Source organism: Oleiagrimonas sp. MCCC 1A03011 (assembly GCF_003267965.1).
Lineage (GTDB): Bacteria > Pseudomonadota > Gammaproteobacteria > Xanthomonadales > Rhodanobacteraceae > Oleiagrimonas > Oleiagrimonas citrea.
On sequence record NZ_MSPY01000001.1, the window covers coordinates 307,480 to 324,489 of the forward strand.

Annotated in this window: 14 protein-coding genes; 12 read left to right on the top strand and 2 right to left on the bottom strand. The window is 60.9% G+C overall.

Annotation, left to right across the window (positions count from 1 at the left end):
- The 3 genes from BTJ49_RS01515 to ptsP all read left to right on the top strand — a co-directional run bounded on the left by BTJ49_RS01515 (position 1) and on the right by ptsP (position 2,474).
- The gene (locus BTJ49_RS01515; protein ID WP_113063589.1) at positions 1-393 is read left to right on the top strand and encodes a PTS fructose IIA subunit family protein; all 393 of its coding nucleotides are present in this window, start codon (positions 1-3) and stop codon (positions 391-393) included.
- Positions 386-655, top strand: coding sequence for an HPr family phosphocarrier protein (locus BTJ49_RS01520; protein ID WP_113063590.1), 270 nt, complete (start codon positions 386-388; stop codon positions 653-655). Before BTJ49_RS01515 ends, BTJ49_RS01520 begins: the two co-directional genes overlap by 8 nt.
- 73 nt (positions 656-728) lie before the next feature.
- Positions 729-2,474: a phosphoenolpyruvate--protein phosphotransferase gene (ptsP, locus tag BTJ49_RS01525; protein ID WP_113063591.1), complete on the top strand. Its 1,746-nt coding sequence runs from the start codon at positions 729-731 to the stop codon at positions 2,472-2,474.
- Here the strand turns inward: ptsP and BTJ49_RS01530 are convergent.
- Positions 2,449-3,348, bottom strand: coding sequence for a LysR family transcriptional regulator (locus BTJ49_RS01530; protein ID WP_113063592.1), 900 nt, complete (start codon positions 3,346-3,348; stop codon positions 2,449-2,451). The two genes, ptsP and BTJ49_RS01530, sit on opposite strands and share 26 nt — an antisense overlap.
- 91 nt (positions 3,349-3,439) lie before the next feature.
- Here BTJ49_RS01530 and BTJ49_RS01535 point away from each other — a divergent pair, with 91 nt between their 5' ends.
- Positions 3,440-4,483, top strand: a complete 1,044-nt coding sequence (locus BTJ49_RS01535) for a YeiH family protein (protein WP_113063593.1) — start codon at positions 3,440-3,442, stop codon at positions 4,481-4,483.
- A gap of 72 nt (positions 4,484-4,555) precedes the next feature.
- Here the strand turns inward: BTJ49_RS01535 and BTJ49_RS01540 are convergent, their stop codons facing one another.
- The gene (locus tag BTJ49_RS01540; RefSeq protein WP_240601714.1) at positions 4,556-6,559 is read right to left on the bottom strand and encodes a S9 family peptidase; all 2,004 of its coding nucleotides are present in this window, start codon (positions 6,557-6,559) and stop codon (positions 4,556-4,558) included.
- 613 nt (positions 6,560-7,172) lie between these two features.
- Here BTJ49_RS01540 and BTJ49_RS01545 point away from each other — a divergent pair.
- The 8 genes from BTJ49_RS01545 (at position 7,173) to BTJ49_RS01580 (ending at position 16,878) form a co-directional block, all read left to right on the top strand.
- A complete protein-coding gene (locus BTJ49_RS01545) occupies positions 7,173-7,646 on the top strand; it encodes a pilin (RefSeq protein WP_113063595.1) in 474 nt (157 codons plus the stop codon).
- Between the two features lie 96 nt (positions 7,647-7,742).
- Positions 7,743-8,348: a pilin gene (locus BTJ49_RS16075; protein ID WP_304598389.1), complete on the top strand. Its 606-nt coding sequence runs from the start codon at positions 7,743-7,745 to the stop codon at positions 8,346-8,348.
- 475 nt (positions 8,349-8,823) lie between these two features.
- Entirely contained in the window at positions 8,824-10,800 is a 1,977-nt protein-coding gene (locus tag BTJ49_RS01555; RefSeq protein WP_113063597.1) for a hypothetical protein, read from the top strand.
- 97 nt (positions 10,801-10,897) lie between these two features.
- The gene (locus BTJ49_RS01560; RefSeq protein ID WP_240601683.1) at positions 10,898-12,919 is read left to right on the top strand and encodes a hypothetical protein; all 2,022 of its coding nucleotides are present in this window, start codon (positions 10,898-10,900) and stop codon (positions 12,917-12,919) included.
- Between the two features lie 23 nt (positions 12,920-12,942).
- The gene (locus tag BTJ49_RS01565) at positions 12,943-14,172 is read left to right on the top strand and encodes a DegT/DnrJ/EryC1/StrS family aminotransferase (protein WP_113063598.1); all 1,230 of its coding nucleotides are present in this window, start codon (positions 12,943-12,945) and stop codon (positions 14,170-14,172) included.
- Entirely contained in the window at positions 14,169-15,347 is a 1,179-nt protein-coding gene (locus BTJ49_RS01570; protein WP_113063599.1) for a DegT/DnrJ/EryC1/StrS family aminotransferase, read from the top strand. The genes BTJ49_RS01565 and BTJ49_RS01570 overlap by 4 nt, the downstream gene beginning before the upstream one ends.
- The gene (locus BTJ49_RS01575) at positions 15,347-16,066 is read left to right on the top strand and encodes a WbqC family protein (protein ID WP_113063600.1); all 720 of its coding nucleotides are present in this window, start codon (positions 15,347-15,349) and stop codon (positions 16,064-16,066) included. Before BTJ49_RS01570 ends, BTJ49_RS01575 begins: the two co-directional genes overlap by 1 nt.
- The gene (locus BTJ49_RS01580; RefSeq protein ID WP_113063601.1) at positions 16,063-16,878 is read left to right on the top strand and encodes a sulfotransferase; all 816 of its coding nucleotides are present in this window, start codon (positions 16,063-16,065) and stop codon (positions 16,876-16,878) included. The genes BTJ49_RS01575 and BTJ49_RS01580 overlap by 4 nt, the downstream gene beginning before the upstream one ends.
- Positions 16,879-17,010 lie beyond the last annotated feature (132 nt).

Sequence of the window (17,010 nt, forward strand, 5' to 3'; positions counted from 1 at the left end):
ATGAGCGTTGGAATCCTGCTGATGACGCACGAAGGCGTGGGCGCCGCCCTGATCACCGCGGCACGTCACGTCATGCCGCAGTTGCCGCTGAAGGTTGCCGCGATGGAAGTCCCCGCCGACGCCGACGTGTCGGACACGCGCGAGGACACCACCCGCTACCTGCGCGACCTCGACGACGGCGACGGCGTGCTGGTGCTGTCCGACCTGTACGGCGCCACGCCGTGCAACATCGGCCTGTCCATGAGCAACCTGGGCGCCCACGTGCGCTGCGTTTCCGGATTGAACCTGCCGATGCTGCTGCGAGTCATGAACTACGCCGACAAATCCCTGCCCGAATTGGCCGAAATCGCTGCCAGCGGCGGCCGCCGAGGAATCTTCATCGACCATGCTTGAGAAGGACATCGTCATTTCCAACCGTCTGGGCCTGCATGCCCGGGCCTCGGCCAAGCTGGTGCAGCTGGTCAACGGCTTTACATCCTCCGTGATGCTTGTCGGCCAGGGCCGCGAGGTCAACGCCAAGTCGATCATGGGCGTCATGATGCTGGCGGCCGGACTCGGCAGCACGCTGACCATCCGCACCGACGGCCCGGATGAAGACGCGGCGATGACCGCCGTCGTCGATTTGTTCGAGCGCAAGTTCGACGAGGGTGGCTGAGCATGCGTTCGCTGACTCCCTGCAACCTGTCGGCGCGTCGCGCACAACCGCCCTGCACGGAGGCCGACGAGCGATGAGAATCGTCCTCTCCGGCACCGCCGCCTCGCGCGGCATGGCCCTGGGCCGTGCCCGGCTGGTCAAGCCGAGCAAGTTGAATGTGGACAATCGTCCGCTCGAGGACGACGAGGTCGAAGCGGAAATCGAACGTCTGCACGACGCCATCGAGACCGCCCGCGCGGAGCTGGTTGAACTGCGCGAAAAACTGCATGGCGCCCTGGCCCGCGACGTCGGCGAATTCATCGACGCGCACAGCCTGCTGCTGGAAGACCCCGAGCTGGTGCATGGTCTCGACGACATGATCCGCAAGGGGCACTACCGCGCCAGCGCCGCGCTGAAGATGCAGGCCGATCGTCTCGGCAAAGTCTTCGAGGCGATGGACGATCCGTATCTGCGCAGTCGTCGTGAGGACATCGACCAGGTCATCGGCCGCGTCATGAGCGTGCTGTCGCGCCAGACCAGCCAGGAAGAACGCAAGCTGGCCGCGCGCGTCGGCGAGATCCTGATCGCCGACACCATCGCGCCCGGCGACATGGCGCACCTGGCCGGCCACGGCCTGCTCGGCATCGTCGCAGCCGGCGGCAGCGTGTATTCGCACAGCGCCATCCTCGCGCGCAGCCTGAACCTGCCGATGCTGGTCGCCACCAGCGACGCCCTCGGCACCATCAGCGACGAAGACCTGGTGCTGGTCGACGCCGAAGCCGGCGAGGTGGTGATCCATCCGACCGCCCAGGACCTGACCCGCTACCGCAACTGGCAACGCGAGGCCGCCCGCGAGGGCCGCCGCCTCGCCGCGCTGGCGAAGGAACCCACGCGCACCCGCGACAACGTCGACATCCGCCTGTTCGCCAATGCCGAGCAGTCGCCGGACGTGGCCCAGGCGCGCGCGCTCGGCGCCAGCGGCATCGGCCTGTACCGCACCGAATTCCTGTTCCTGCGCAGCAAGGGCCTGCCCAGCGAGGACGAGCAGTTCCACGCCTACCGCGACCTGGTGCTGGGCATGGGCGGCCTGCCCTGCACCATCCGCACCCTGGACCTGGGCGCGGACAAGGCCGACAACGCCGGCATCGCCCTGCGCGAGGAAGAAAACCCGGCGCTCGGCGTGCGCGGCGTGCGCTTGTCCCTGCGCCATCCGGCGGTCTTCGCCTCGCAGCTGCGCGCGATCCTGCGCGCCGCCAGCTACGGTCCGATCCGCATCCTCGTGCCGATGATCACCACGCCCGACGAACTCGGCGCGGTGCGCTCGCTGCTGCAGATCTGCGCCAACGACCTGCGCGATGCCGGCCACACGCTGAGCGAACTGCCCGAGGTCGGCGCGATGGTCGAAGTGCCCGCCGCTGCGATCGGCATTCACACCCTGCTCGAAGACGCCGACTTCTTCGCCATCGGCACCAACGACCTGGCCCAGTACGTGCTGGCCGCGGACCGCAACAACGATGCACTGGGCACCCTGTACGACCCACTGCAACCTGCGCTGCTGCGCCTGATCGCGCGCGTGATCAGCGTCGGCCGGCGTGCCGGCAAGCCGGTCAGTCTGTGCGGCGAGATGGCCGGCGATCCGCTGCTGACGCCGCTGCTGCTGGCGCTCGGCCTCACCGACTTCAGCATGCACCCGGGACAGATGCTGGAAGTGCGCGACCGCATCGGCCAGCTCGAACGCGCGCGCCTGCGCAAGCTGTCGCCGCAACTGCTTCGCGCGCGCTCCAGCCAGGAAGTCGCCGCACTGCTGGACAGTTTCAACCCCGACCTGAAACTGCAGTGAGCACGCGGTCGAGGAACGCCTGCATCACCGGCCCCCGATAGCGAGTGTGGTGCATGACCAGGGATAGCTGACGGTGCATGCGCAGGAACGGCGTCGGCAGCACCACCAGACGTCCGGCCGCAAGCGCATCGCCCAGCGCCACGCGCGGCAGGCATGCCAGTCCGAGTCCGGCGCTCACTGCCTGCTTGATGGCCTCGATCTGGCCCAGCTCCAGCACCACGCGCGGTTCCGGCAACTTGGCCAGAATGCGCTCGCTCATCGCCCGCGTGGCCGAACCCGGTTCGCGCACGATCCACCGCGTGCCGCGGAAATCCTCGGCGCGCAGACGCGCCCGCTCCGCCAGACGATGATCCGGGCGCGCGCAGACCACCAGAGCATCTTCGCGCCACGGCCTCGTGTCCAGTTGCGGATGCGTCACCTCGCCCTCGACACAGCCGAGATCGAGACGATGTTCGAGCACGCCGGCGACAATGGCGTCCGTGTTGTTCACGGTCAGCTGCACCGCGACATCGGGATGCGCGACGACGAAATCACCCAGCAGATCGCCGACCAGATAGTTGCCCACGGTATTGCTCGCGCCCAGACGCAGTTCGCCGCTCAACCGATCCGCCGCGGTGCCCGCGCGCTGCTGCAGCGCCTGCATGCGCTGCAGGATTTCCTGCGCCATCGGCAGCAGCTCACGCCCCTGCGCGCTCAGATGCAGCCGCCCGCGCTCGCGGTCGAACAGCGGCGTTCCCAGCTGCCGTTCCAGCTCGGCCAGCGCCATGCTCAGCGCCGGCTGGGTGAGGTGAAGCGTTTCCGCCGCACGCCGCACACTGCCATGGGTCGCCACGGCGACGAAGGCCTGCAACTGGCGAGGGGTGTAGGAAATCATAAGTAAAACTTATTTCATGGATAATTATTAATCAATATATCTTTCGACCCCAACGCGCCAGAATGACTTCACCGTCACCACGAACCCAATCATGAACGCCGCTTCAGAGATCACCGCCCCGCAAACCGAAGCCGCCACGCCACGCATGCGCAGCACGATCTGGCCCGGCCTGCTGCTCACCGCATGCATCGCCGTTGCCGCCCTGGGTCTGGGCCGTCTCTGGCCGCTGATCGGCGGACCGGTGTTCGGCATCGTGCTCGGCATCGCCGTGCGCAATATGCGCGCACCGGGCGCACTCTTCCAGCCCGGCATCCGTCTGGCCGGCAAGCAGGTCTTGCAATGGTCGATCGTGGCGCTGGGCCTGAACCTCAGCCTGCACCAGGTGTTGCGCACCGGCGCGTCCTCATTGGGCGTGACCCTCGTCACGATCACCGCCGCCTTCGTCTCGGCCGCCCTGCTCGGCAAGCTGCTTGGCATTCCGTCCAAGTTGAAGACGCTGATCGGCATCGGCACCGCAATCTGCGGTGGATCGGCCATCGCCGCGGCCACACCGATCATCCAGTCGGACGAGCACGAGACCGCGTTCGCAATCTCGACCATCTTCCTGTTCAACGTGGTCGCCGTGCTGCTGTTCCCGGCACTCGGACACCTGATGCATCTGAGCGCGCACGGCTTCGGTCTGTGGGCCGGCACCGCCATCAACGACACCTCGTCGGTGGTCGCTGCCGGCTACACCTACAGCAAGGCCGCCGGCGACTACGCGACCATCGTCAAGCTGACCCGCGCAACGCTGATCATTCCGGTCTGCCTGGTGCTGGCCGTGATCGAGATCCGTCGCCACCACAAGCACAACCGTTCCGACTTCAGCCTGCGCCGCATCTTCCCGTGGTTCATCCTGTGGTTCGTGGTCGCCTCGGCCCTGCGCAGTAGCGGCGTGGTGCCTGACAGCTGGGGGCCGATCATCCACGCCGGCGCGGAATTCATGATCATCATGGCGCTCACCGCCATCGGCCTCTCCTCGGACCTGCGCCGCATGCTCTCGACCGGCGTGCGCCCGATCCTGCTGGGGCTGGGCGTCTGGGCCGCCGTGGCGCTGAGCAGTCTGGGCGTGCAGCTGTTGATGCATCAGCTCTGAACGCGGCTCCACCCGACACAAAAAAAAACGGCGCCCGACTTAGTTGTCGGGCGCCGTTCTCGTATCGGCTCGTTACATCAGGCTGCGGAGAAAACTTTTCTTCTTCGGCTTGTCCGTGGCCGGCGTCCAGCGCTTGAGCCAGGCATTGACCGTGTCGTGCCACTGCACGCTGTTATGCGGCTTCAGCACCCAGTGGTTCTCGTCCGGGAAGGTCAGGAATTCGCTCGGAATGCCCTGACGCTGCAAGGCTGTGAACGCGCCCAGCCCCTGCGTCAACGGAATGCGATAATCGTGCGCCGAATGCACGACCAGCATCGGCACGCGCCAATCCTTCACGTGGTCGATGGGATTGAACTTCTCGTAGTTCTGCGGCACCCGGAACTGCATACCGCCGTTCTCGCGCTCCTCGAACCACAGCTCGTCCGTGGCGTAGTACATCATCCGCGCATCGAACACGCCGTCGTGGTCGACGAAGCACTTCCACGGCTTGTTCCACACGCCGGCCATCCAGTAGACCATGTAGCCGCCGTAGCTGGCGCCCAGTGCACAGGCGCGGTCGCCGTCGAGGAAATCGTACTTGTCCAGCGCGTACTTCCAGCCGGCCTTCAGGTCGTCCAGCGGCTTGCCGCCCCAGTCGCCCGAGATCGAATCGGTGAAGTCCTGACCGTAGCCCGTGGAGCCGTGGAAGTTGACGGTGACCACGGCGAAACCCTGGCCCGCGTACGTCTGCGGATTCCAGCGATAGCTCCAGCTGTTGGTCATCGCACCCTGCGGGCCGCCATGGATGATGAACGCCACCGGATAGGTCTTGTCGCTGTCGAAGTCGGCCGGCGTCACGACATAGCCCTGCACTCGTTCGTCGTTCCAGCCCTTGAAGGTGAACCAGCGCGGCTGGCCCATGCTGACCTTGGCCAGCGCCGCGGCGTTGACGTGCGTGACCTGCTCGAGATCGCCACCGTCGGTGTGCGCGGTATACAGATCGCCCGGCGCGGTCAGGCTGTCGCGCACCAACACGATGCGGTCGACGGCGAGAGCGACGTCGTAGCCGGCCACGTGTCCGTCACCGACCACTTTGTCGACACCACCGTCCTCGGCGTCGATGGCGAACAGCGGGTGCTGTCCCTCATCGTCGGCCGTGGCGTAGAGGGTCTTGCCATCGTGCGAAATCGACAGGCTTCCCGGCGAGCGGTCCCAGCCTTCATCCAGCTCGCGGGTCTTGCCCGTGGCCAGATCCATTTTCATGATCGCGAACCGGTCGGATTCGAAGCCGGGCGTCTTCTGCGCCAGATAGAACAGACTGCGGCCATCCGGCGACGGCACCGGCCAGGCATCCCAGGCCTTGTTCGACGCCGTCAGATTCTTCGGCGCTGCCGAGCCGCTGGTCGGCACGCGGTAGATGTCGAAGTTGGTCGACCACGGCTCGGTGCGCCCGGCGATGCGGACGTCGAAGTACACCCAGTCACCCTGCGGCGAGAAGCTGTACTCGCCGTCGTCGCCGAACGGCTTGGACGGAATGTCGCCATCGATGCCGCGGCTGACGTGCACCGGTTCTCCGGCCACCTTGCCGCCCGCACCGAGCTCTGCCACATACAGCTGCGAACGGCGGCCATCGGACCAGGTGTCCCAATGCCGCACGAACAATTTCTTGTACAGCGTGCCGCTCGCCTTGTCCGCCGCGCGCGCGTCCAGACGCTGACGCGTGCAGGCCAGCGTGGCGCAATCGGTGAAGGCATCCATGGTCAGGGCCACATGCACGCCATCGGGCGACAGCTTGAAGGTGGTGACGTCGAGCGGGTAGTGCGTCGCCTGCACCGGCGCTCCGCCCCGGGCCGAGACCCACCACAGCTGGCTGCTGCCCGAGCGCGAGGAAAGGAAGAAGATACGGCTTCCGTCCCGCGACCAGCGCGGACTGGACGCGTTATCGACCAGGCGGTGCGGCTTGGCATTTCTCGAGCGGAGATCGAGAACATCGATGGCATGACGCCCCTTGTTCGCGTCGTAATCGGTACGGCGGATCGAGAACGCCACCGTATTGCCATCCGGCGAAAGATGCGGATCGCTGACGCGCTTGAGCATCACCAGGTCACGCACGTTGAACGGATGCTTGTCGCTCTTGCTGTCGGCGGCCGAGGCCTGGAAACAGACAGCACACAGCGACAGCGCCAAAAACGCTTGCTTGATCATGTTCGGAAGATCCCCGGGAAGACTGGCTCCGAACGGTAAGCCGCGAACCGCCGGCGTGCAAGCACGCAGGACTTCTCCTGAGCACTCGCCCACCATTCGAACTAGACCCTTTGCTTTACTTCGCGCCGCGAAGTGATTTTGTTCTGCCTTGCATCGGCCGATTTAGCCATCCATTACCTGCACTGCTGCGTCACACTGAATGTGACGTTTTTTGTCAGTCTATGCCGCAAAGCGTCACGCTTTGCGTAGAAAATAAGCAATCTGATGCAAGCCTCGCACAATGCTTCACAAGCGCTTGTGGCAATTCGTGACCGCGGGCACAATCAACCGGCCTGCAACCATGAGGCAATAGGGGTGCGGGGAGCGTGGCATGTTTCATGCTGCGTTTCACGTGAGCTTTCTGGTCATTCCTGACAGTGGTGCGGGCCGATCCCGCCTAGGGGGATTCGGGACCGGAGCTCAGGGGCATCACAAGATTCATAGCTAGCTAAACAGAGGAATCACCATGAAGACGCAAAAGGGCTTTACCCTCATCGAACTGATGATCGTGGTCGCGATCATCGCCATCCTGGCGGCCATCGCCATTCCGCAGTACCAGAACTACATCACCAAGTCGCAGTTCTCCGAGACGCAGACCGTCGCCGACGGCCTGAAGACGCCGATCGTGGAGTACTTCAACCAGACCGGCCAGTGCCCGGACAATACGGCAGCGGCCACTTCGGGCGGCATCTCCCTGCCAGGCAGCTTTGCTGGTAAGTATGTCGCAAGCGCCACCACCGGCGGCGCCGCCGCATCTGGCTGCACCATTACCGTAGCATTCAAGTCCACTGCGGGTTCGGTTTCCACCCCGCTGCTTGGCAACAGCGTTGTTTTCACCGGCAAGAACAATGGTGGCACCTTCTCCTGGATCTGCGACGCTGGCGATGCCAGCGGCATCGCTTCGAAGTACAAGCCTCAGGTCTGCAACGGCAACCCCTGAGAAGGGCAAGCCACAGGTCTGCAACGGCAACTGATCGTACAGACCCGCTGCGACCCGTATTACATACGAAGTCGACAGCTCACATGGAAGCCCCTCGTGTTCGAGGGGCTTCTTTTTTTGCCCCGACACACATCCAAAACAGCTGATGGCACATCCCTTGCTGGCTTTTTCGGTGACAAGTCACACTTGGAGTCCAATGTCATGGGGAACAGTGTCTTGAATGGGAAAACAAGGAAACGGGGAGCGGGTTTTACCCTGATTGAGCTGATGATCGTGGTGGCGATCATCGCCATCCTGGCAGCCATCGCCATCCCGCAGTACCAGAACTATGTGACTAAATCGGAGTTCTCCGAGTCGCAGACCATCGCTGATGGCCTGAAGACACCGGTCGTCGACCACTTCAACCAGAGCGGCACTTGCCCGGACAATACTGCTGCCGGGACCGCCGCAGGCGGCATCTCTCCGCCGGGCAGTTTTATCGGCAAGTATGTCGCTTCTGTCACAACCGGTGGCAACAAGACCACCGGCTGCACCATCCGCATCAAGTTCAAGCCACTCGGATCTGTCGCGACCCAACTGGCCGGCAAAACCGTCATCCTCACCGGCAAGAACAATGGCGGCAATTTCTCTTGGATCTGCGACATGAATAACGCGAGCGGCATACCTATCAAATACAAGCCACGAGCCTGCAACGGCAACTGATTTGCGAAAACAGGACCACCGATCCATGACCACAGACTCCGGTGAGCGACTCTCTCAAGCTGTTCTTCCGAGAGGCGCTTGTTGCCTCTTGTGCAAGCATCCAGTCATGCGATGCGCTGACGCCTTCCGTCTCACTAAAAAATCTGACACCCTCATCCCGGCAGGCGGCTAGGGCATAGCTGCCTCCAAATACCCCCCCAACCTGCATCGCCCACACAAGGATTGTGCGACTCGCCTGCCTCGATCAGCTTTCAAAAAAGCCTGATGCAAGCACGACTATCGCCAACAACGACTGCACCGTTGATGCATCGGCGCAACCCGCCCCCTGCCTGCCACAGACCCACTCTTGAACCGCGGGACAGACGTCTCTCGCACAATGGACATTGCTCGCGGATGCCGCGATGTGTTCCGCAGGAATGCAACGTTGAATTCAGGCATAGTGCACGCTGGTTCCGCTCGAAGCGAACACACCCTGATGAAATACCAACTCCCAGCGCTGATCGTGGCGTTGCTCGTGACTGCGTTGCTGTACTGGCCGTCCTTGCACGGACCGTTCCTGTTCGACGACTTACCCAACCTGAGCGCACTGTCGAGCATCACGCACATCGAGAATTGGCGTGACTTGGGCATCTACCTCTCGCAACCGCGCAATTTCCCCGGCCGGCCGCTTGCGATGCTCAGCTTCCTGCTGCAGAAGTCCTCCTGGCCAGGCCACAGCTTCCCCTTCCACCTGGTGAATCTGGGCATCCACCTGCTCTGCGGGGTGCTGGTCTATCTGCTGGTACTGCGCGTGGCGCGCGCCTGGCTCGGTCGCGACAGTACACATGAACCTCAGATCTGGATCCCGGCCACACTGGCTACGGCCATCTGGCTGATCAATCCGATCCAACTGGCCGGCGTACTGCTGGTAGTGCAACGCATGACATTGCTGATGGCGGTGTTCGTGCTACTGGGACTACACGCCTACATGCGTGGATTGCTGAACGAAGCGCTTTCGTCCAGACAGCGCGGAGGCTGGATGATACTCGGCCTCGGCGTATGTCTGGTACCGGCATGCCTGAGCAAAGAGAATGGCATTCTGCTGCCATTGTATGCGCTAGTACTCGATACCACGGTGCTACGCGAATACGTCCAGCGGCTACCGGGCGTACTCAAGTGGTGCCGGCGGATACTGATATGGCCCATTCTTGCATTCGTGCTGGCGTACCTGGTGTGGATGATTCCGAAGCAATGGGATCTGGCCAGCATCCGCCCCTTCAGCATCGGCGAACGCTTGCTGACTGAACCGCGCATCGTGCTTGACTATCTGGGCAAGATATTCTTGCCGCGTTTCGGCATTTACGGGCTCTACCACGATGGTTACCGCTTCTCGACAGGACTGCTGACACCGTGGTCCACACTTCCCTCACTGGTCGTGGTTGCAGGGCTAACCGTCGCTGCCTTTGTACGCCGGAAGCGCTGGCCTCTGTTCGCACTGGCCGTGTTCTGGTACCTCGGCGGACAACTGCTGGAAAGTTCCAGCATCATGCTGGAACTGTATTTCGAGCACCGTAACTACTTGCCGCTGGCCGGCATTGTGCTGGCACTTGCATTAGCTGTTGCGCGTATGCAGCCCGATGCGCGCCGGAGTCTGGCGATGGGACTGGCCAGCTTGTGGCTGATCGCCTGCGGCATCACCACCGCCCTCAGCGCACACGTGTACGCGTCTCCAGACCGCTTGGCCCTGACCTGGGCCAATGCGCAACCTGATTCCATACGTGCCCAGACCTACTTGGCCGACCGCCTGCTCAAGCACGGCCAACTGGAGCAAGCACTCAAGGTTATCAACACGGCCACGAAACGACATCCGCACGACTCGATGCTAGCCGAAAACCGTGCATACCTGCAGTGCAGGATGGGCACCCTGACACCCGAAGACGTTAACCGGCTCGACGCCACCCTCAAAGTCGCCCCGTTCGACCGCGGCGGTGTCGACAATATGGAAACCCTGCGCAAACTGGCATTCGAAGGACGCTGCCCGGCGATGAACCCGAAGAACTGGTTGCGCTTAACCAATACACTGTTGTCCAATCCGGCTTATGCGCGCTACGGCATCGCTGCCGGCTTTCTTCACTACCAAAAGCACTTTTGGGCTGTCAGCAAGGGCAAGCTGGACATGGCCATCCACGAACTGGACTTGACCTACAAGGCCGATCCGGATGCTGAAATTCCACGCCTGCAAGCCAAGTACCTGATCAGCGCCGGCCTATACGATCAAGCCATCGCAACCTTGCGCGACACCAACTACAAGCACCTGCCGCTGCTGCGTCGTCTACTGGTGGATGATCGCGCCATCAACGCGAAGAACATCCGGCAAATCGAAGCCATGAAGCATAAAGCGCTAACGGATCCCGGAGATACGATAAAAGCGACGCCCGCGGTCAGCACCAACAAGTCGCCATCTGGCAAGTAAATAGGCCAACTGATCTGCTTGCGCAGTATCAGGACTGCATCATAGGCTGCGCCGAATGACTTCTCGGACGAAACCAGAACGCCCAGGCCAGTGGCTAATGCTGGCCGCATTGGCACTGACTCTATTTGTCTATCAGACCGGCCTGTGGGGTAGCTGGCTGTTCGACGATTACCCCAACATTGTCCAGAACCCCGGCGTACATCTGACACGCATCGACTTGGCCAGCCTGACGCACGCAGCGCTGTCCTCGCCATCCAGCATCTTCAAGCGTCCGCTGGCCTCTCTAACCTTCGCCGCCAATTATTACTTCAGCGGCCTAAACCCATTCAGCTGGAAGCTCACGAACCTTTTCATCCACCTGCTCAACGGCATCCTAGCCTTCCTTGTGGCAAGAGTGCTGCTGACCCAAACGCGTAAATCAGTCACGGACCCGGCTCAATCACCCACGCCAACAGAAACAAAGTACATAGGTGTTGTGGCCGCATGTATCGCCGCGGCGTGGATGTTGTTGCCGATCAACCTGACCGGCGTGCTGTACGTTGTGCAGCGCATGGAAAGCCTGGCCAACATTTTCGTTCTTGCCGGCCTGCTCGGCTACATCACCGGGCGCAGACGCATGCTTTCGATATCCGGCTCCCCACGCACACGCCATAGCGGCCTATTGCTAAGCGCCACCAGCCTGGTCCTGGCTACCGCCGCCGGACTGACCGCAAAGGAAACGGCGGTAATGCTGCCGCTGTATGCCTTCCTGATCGAATGGATCGTATTCGGCTTCCGCATGCCGCCACAACGCGCTGACAGACTGGATACCTCGCACGGCAACACGGAAACATCCTGCCAAAACCGTACGGACCGCAGTGTGCTGGCCCTATTCGCACTGGTGTTGGTAGTGCCGATGATAGTCGGCCTGATCTGGCTGTATCCAGGTGTACTCTCTCAGGCAAGCTGGGCCGCACGAGACTTCGACTTACAAACCCGCCTGCTTAGCGAAGCGCGCATCGTAGTCGGCTATATCGCCTGGACGCTACTTGCCTTACCACATTGGCTGAGCTTCTATCACGACAACTTCCAAGTCTCCACGAGCTTGTTTCATCCCTGGACCACACTGGCCAGCATCCTCGTGCTGCTCGCTCTTGTCCTGGCTGTGTTTAAGTTTCGTCGCACTCATCCGCTATTCGCTCTAGGCATCGCGCTTTACCTCGGCTGTCATGTACTGACAGCTACAATCATTCCCCTGGAACTCATCTACGAACACCGCAACTATTTCGCCAGTTTCGGCCTGATGCTCGCTCTGGTGCCGCTTTTCGCGGTACCGTCATCGGCCCGCCTTGCGCGCGTTCGATGGGGCGTACTTGGCGCTGCTCTGCTGACCTGGACTGTGCTCACCGCCAGCACTGCATACGCTTGGGGCGACTCGATGCGCCTAGCGCGGGAACTGGCCGCACGCGCACCGAATTCACCTCGCGCGCAGTACGAACTGGGTCGCGGCTACATCATCGCTTCGCATTACGAGCCGGACTCACCCTACACACCCCTGGTCTACGCGCCGCTTGAGCGCGCGTCCAAACTTCCCGATTCCTCGATTCTTCCGCAACAGGCGCTGATTTTCTTCAACGCACGCATGCATCGTCCGGTCAAGGTCGAATGGTGGGACAGCCTGATCGCCACCCTGAAACGCCGGAAACCGGGCGTACAGGATGAAAGCTCACTGGCCGCATTGACCCAATGTGCTCGCAATGGATTGTGCTCGCTACCGGCCCATCGGATGCAGCAAGCCTTTCAGGCCGCCGTATCCTACCCCGACACTGATGCACGCCTCTGGGCTTCCTACGGCGACTACACCTGGAACGTACTGGGCAATCACGCTGAGGGTCTGAAACTGACGCAGCACGCCGTCAATGCAGACCCGAGCGAACCTGCTTACCGCATCACCCTGGTGCGTATGTACCTGGTTCTGAACAAGTTGTCTGAAGCCGAGCAACAAATCAATGCTCTCAAGCACATGAATATCGGGGGTGAGCTGGATGACAGCATTGCAAATCTGCATCAACGGCTATCCAGCGCCCGCTGCAATGAGGCATCCTGCACAGAGACCTCACACGAACAGAGTCAACCGTGACATCCCAGCAGAAAGTCGCTCCCATGAACATCGATGAAACGGACAAACCATTTGCAGAAGCCAGCGAACCGTACCTGGTGTTCGGTGCTCCGCTGATCGGTGAAGAAGAAATCGCCGAAGTCGAAACCTGCTTGCGCTCGGGGTGGCTAGGTACCGGGCCGCGCGTGGCGCAATTTGAACGCGACTTTGCAAGCTACAAGGGAGTGGGCGAGCAGCAGGTCGCGGCGGTCAATTCCTGCACCGCCGCGCTACATGTGAGCATGATCGCCGCAGGTTTGGATCCAGGCAGCGAGGTCATCACCACACCACTAACCTTCTGCGCCACGATCAACGCGATCATCCACGCCGGTCTGACACCGATTCTAGCCGACATCGATCCGGTAACGATGAACATCGATCCGGCTGCAATTGAGGATGCGATCACCCCACGCACACGTGCCATTCTGCCAGTACATTTTGCCGGAAGGCCTTGTGACATGGCCGCAATCATGGCCATTGCCCGCAAATACGATCTGATAGTGATCGAGGACTGCGCCCACGCGATCGAAGCCGAATACCATGGCCGCAAAATGGGCACCTTCGGCGACTTCGGCTGTTTCAGTTTCTACGCCACCAAGAACGTAGTCACCGGTGAAGGCGGCATGATCGTTGGCCGCGACGAAACTCACATCGCCCGCGCACGCATCCTTGCCCTGCACGGCATGAGCAAGGACGCTTGGCACCGTTACAGCGATACCGGTTACCGCCACTATCAGGTAGTCGAAGCAGGCTTCAAGTACAACATGATGGACATGCAGGCGGCGCTGGGTATCCACCAGCTTGCCCGCGCCGAAGCGAACCGCACGCAGCGCGAACGTATTTGGCAGCATTACATGGAAACCTTCGTTGACCTACCCGTGCAACTCCCTGCGGGCTTCGAGCCGGGCACACGCCATGCCCTGCACCTGTTCACCATGCTGATTGACGAATCGTGCGGCGGCATAGGGCGCAATGCGTTCATCGAAGCCATGCACGGAAGCGGAATCGGCACCGGAGTACATTACCTTTCCGTACCCGAGCACACCTACTACCGCGAACGTTTCGGCTGGAAGCCCGAGCAATGGCCGGAGGCAATGCGCGTGGGTCGCAAGACCGCAAGCCTTCCGTTGTCTCCGGCGCTGAGCGATGGTGATGTCGAACGCATCGTTGCACACACTAAGACGATACTTCGTCCAACACTGCCTAGAACCGTGGCCCGCTCGGGGAGACCATGAGCATCAAGCGCGTCCACAGTGCGAAGGATCTAGCGATCAATGGCGCTCCGCCAGCATTCGATCAACCACTGCATGTCGGCCGACCCAACATCGGCGATCATGAAAACTTTCTGGCGATGACCAGAAAAATCTTGGGCGACTGCTGGCTCACCAACAACGGCCCACTGGTGAGACAACTGGAAGGCCGCATCGCAGACATGCTCGGAGTGGGCCACTGCGTGGCCATGTGCAATGGCACGGTAGCGCTCGAAATCGCTATCCGCGCACTCGGTCTGAAAGGCGAAGTCATCGTTCCATCCTGGACCTTCATTGCCACGGCACATGCCCTGCACTGGCAAGGCATCACGCCGGTCTTCGCAGACATCGACCCAACCACGCACAACCTCGACCCAGACGCCGTGCGCCGCATGATCACGCCACGCACCAGTGGCATTATCGGTGTGCACCTGTGGGGCCGCCCCGCACCGGCCACCTCCTTGCAGGCGCTCGCCGATGAATACGGCCTCCAGCTCATGTTCGATGCCGCACATGCCTTCGGCTGCAGCTACCAAGATCGCAGCATTGGAAACTTCGGCGCATGTGAAGTCTTCAGTTTCCACGCCACCAAGGTATTCAACACTTTCGAAGGCGGCGCCGTTGTAACCAACGACGGCAAACTGGCCGAAAAGATGCGTCTCATGCGCAATTTCGGCTTTGCCGGCTATGACGATGTGATCCACCCCGGCACCAACGGCAAGATGCCGGAGATCAATGCCGCCATGGGGCTGGTCAACTTGGCAAATTTTCCAGCTTTTGTCGAAGCGAATCGCCGCGCCTATACAACATATGCCGAAGCTCTTTCAGGCATCAATGGCATAACCGTACTGTCGCATGACCCGGCCAACGAACCGAACTACCACTATGTCGTGGCCGAAGTCGACGACGACTTCGCATGCAGTCGCGATGTCCTTGTGGCTGCTCTGCAGGCCGAAAATGTCCTGGCACGAAAATATTTCTGGCCAGGGTGCCATAACATGAAGCCCTATCACGACCTCTTCCCGAACGCCGGATTGGCGCTGCCGTCCACCGAGGCGGTGGCCCAACGCGTGATCGTGCTCCCCAACGGCATGAACCTTCCCGAAGGCAGCATCAAACTCATCACAGATGTATTCCGCACAATGTCCCGGATGTCTTGATGATCGCGGCGATCATGCAACCGTACTTGTTCCCCTACATCGGCTACTTCCAGTTGATGCATGCGGTGGACATCTTCGTTTTCTACGACGATGTCAAATACATCAAGTCCGGATGGGTAAATCGGAACCGGCTGCGCATCGGCAATCGCGCAGCCTGGTTCACCTTGCCCATCAAGAGGGATCGCAGTCATCTTTCGATTCATGAACGCGAATACCGTACCGATGAAGCAACCCTGGAGCGCCTGCTTCGCACCATCTGGATGAACTACTCGCACACCAGCCATGGTCGAGAAATGTACGACGTTGTCGCGCACCTTCTCAGGTACCCCTCCCCCAACATCTCTAACTTCAACGTCCATGCCGCCATTCACTTGGCGCACATGATGGGCATATGCTGCCGGTTCCAGCGGTCATCTCAGATGACCGCTGGACATCGTGGAAGCGGCACGCCAAGGGTCATCGATATTTGCAAAGCCGTCGGTGCTACAACCTATATCAACCCTATCGGCGGCATGGATCTCTATGACCCGGAAGATTTTGCAGCGAGCGGCATCGAACTGAAGTTTCTTCGGACCACCGCTTCCCCGGCTCAGCTGGAAAGCGGCCCGCAGCACCTGTCCATACTCCATGAACTGATGCATAAAGGTGTGGCGGGTGTAAGAGAGGATCTGAACAGGTTCGAACTGATCGTCGGAAGCGCGAGGAATGCACTGGCTTGAACATTCAAATCATCGGCATCCACGGCGCACCGCGTTCGGGCACAAGCTGGGTCGGCGAAATTTTCAACAGTTCGCCACAGACCGCATATCGATACCAACCACTCTTCGCCTATGCGTTTCGCGACCGGATTGACGTCGATTCGGATGCGGCTGAGGTCCGTTCATGGCTCGATGATTTGCTTCATACGCGAGACGAGTTCGTGCTACAGACCGGAGCTGCGCGCCTCGCTCGTCGCGGGACTCAATTCACCAAGACATCGACCACACATCTCGTATACAAGGAAGTACGCTTTCATCACCTCATTGAACACTTGCTGGATGCAATCCCCGGGGCCCGTTATGTGGGCCTCATTCGCGACCCTCGAGATGTGATTGCATCTTGGTCGATGGCGCCCCGGGAGTTCGACCTTGCATGGTCACTGGATGGGGAATGGCGTCTTGCAGCCCATAAGAACGCAGGTCTTGGGGAAAACTGGTATGGATTCGAGCGTTGGAAAGAACTTGCCGAACTATTCTTGAGGCTTTCCGAAAAATACCCGAACCGGTTTCGCCTGGTCCGATATGAGGATCTCGTTCTCGATCCGGAACCCATCATCCGCAACCTCTTTTCCTTCTGTGAAATCGACTTCAAGAACCAGACAAAGCGATTCCTTGCGCGTTCAACCAGCGAGGACGATAGCGATCCCTACGGAGTCTTCCGCAATACTTCAAACCGCTTCCAGTACAAGCTTCCGCCTCATATTGCCGAAGCCATAGTCCAGGAGCTGTCGGACACCCCCCTTGCCCCCTTCCTCGACCCTGCAAACCATTGAATTCCAACCATTCTTGATGCCACCATCAAAGGCGCCGGCTCCATCAACGAGCGAGTCATCATGGACATTCGTAGAAGGCTGCATGCGTAGTCCCGACACCCTGCTCAGTCCAGAATGGGAAACGTGGCCTTC

What these genes read in the sequence shown, in the direction of transcription:
- BTJ49_RS01520 (WP_113063590.1), top strand. Translation starts at nt 386, where the DNA reads ATGCTTGAGAAGGACATCGTCATTTCCAACCGTCTGGGCCTGCATGCC.
- BTJ49_RS01545 (WP_113063595.1), top strand. Translation starts at nt 7,173, where the DNA reads ATGAAGACGCAAAAGGGCTTTACCCTCATCGAACTGATGATCGTGGTC.
- BTJ49_RS01565 (WP_113063598.1), top strand. Translation starts at nt 12,943, where the DNA reads ATGAACATCGATGAAACGGACAAACCATTTGCAGAAGCCAGCGAACCG.
- BTJ49_RS01540 (WP_240601714.1), bottom strand. Translation starts at nt 6,559, where the DNA reads ATGCTCAAGCGCGTCAGCGATCCGCATCTTTCGCCGGATGGCAATACG.
- BTJ49_RS01555 (WP_113063597.1), top strand. Translation starts at nt 8,824, where the DNA reads ATGAAATACCAACTCCCAGCGCTGATCGTGGCGTTGCTCGTGACTGCG.
- BTJ49_RS01575 (WP_113063600.1), top strand. Translation starts at nt 15,347, where the DNA reads ATGATCGCGGCGATCATGCAACCGTACTTGTTCCCCTACATCGGCTAC.
- ptsP (WP_113063591.1), top strand. Translation starts at nt 729, where the DNA reads ATGAGAATCGTCCTCTCCGGCACCGCCGCCTCGCGCGGCATGGCCCTG.
- BTJ49_RS01515 (WP_113063589.1), top strand. Translation starts at nt 1, where the DNA reads ATGAGCGTTGGAATCCTGCTGATGACGCACGAAGGCGTGGGCGCCGCC.
- BTJ49_RS01570 (WP_113063599.1), top strand. Translation starts at nt 14,169, where the DNA reads ATGAGCATCAAGCGCGTCCACAGTGCGAAGGATCTAGCGATCAATGGC.
- BTJ49_RS01560 (WP_240601683.1), top strand. Translation starts at nt 10,898, where the DNA reads ATGCTGGCCGCATTGGCACTGACTCTATTTGTCTATCAGACCGGCCTG.
- BTJ49_RS01535 (WP_113063593.1), top strand. Translation starts at nt 3,440, where the DNA reads ATGAACGCCGCTTCAGAGATCACCGCCCCGCAAACCGAAGCCGCCACG.
- BTJ49_RS01530 (WP_113063592.1), bottom strand. Translation starts at nt 3,348, where the DNA reads ATGATTTCCTACACCCCTCGCCAGTTGCAGGCCTTCGTCGCCGTGGCG.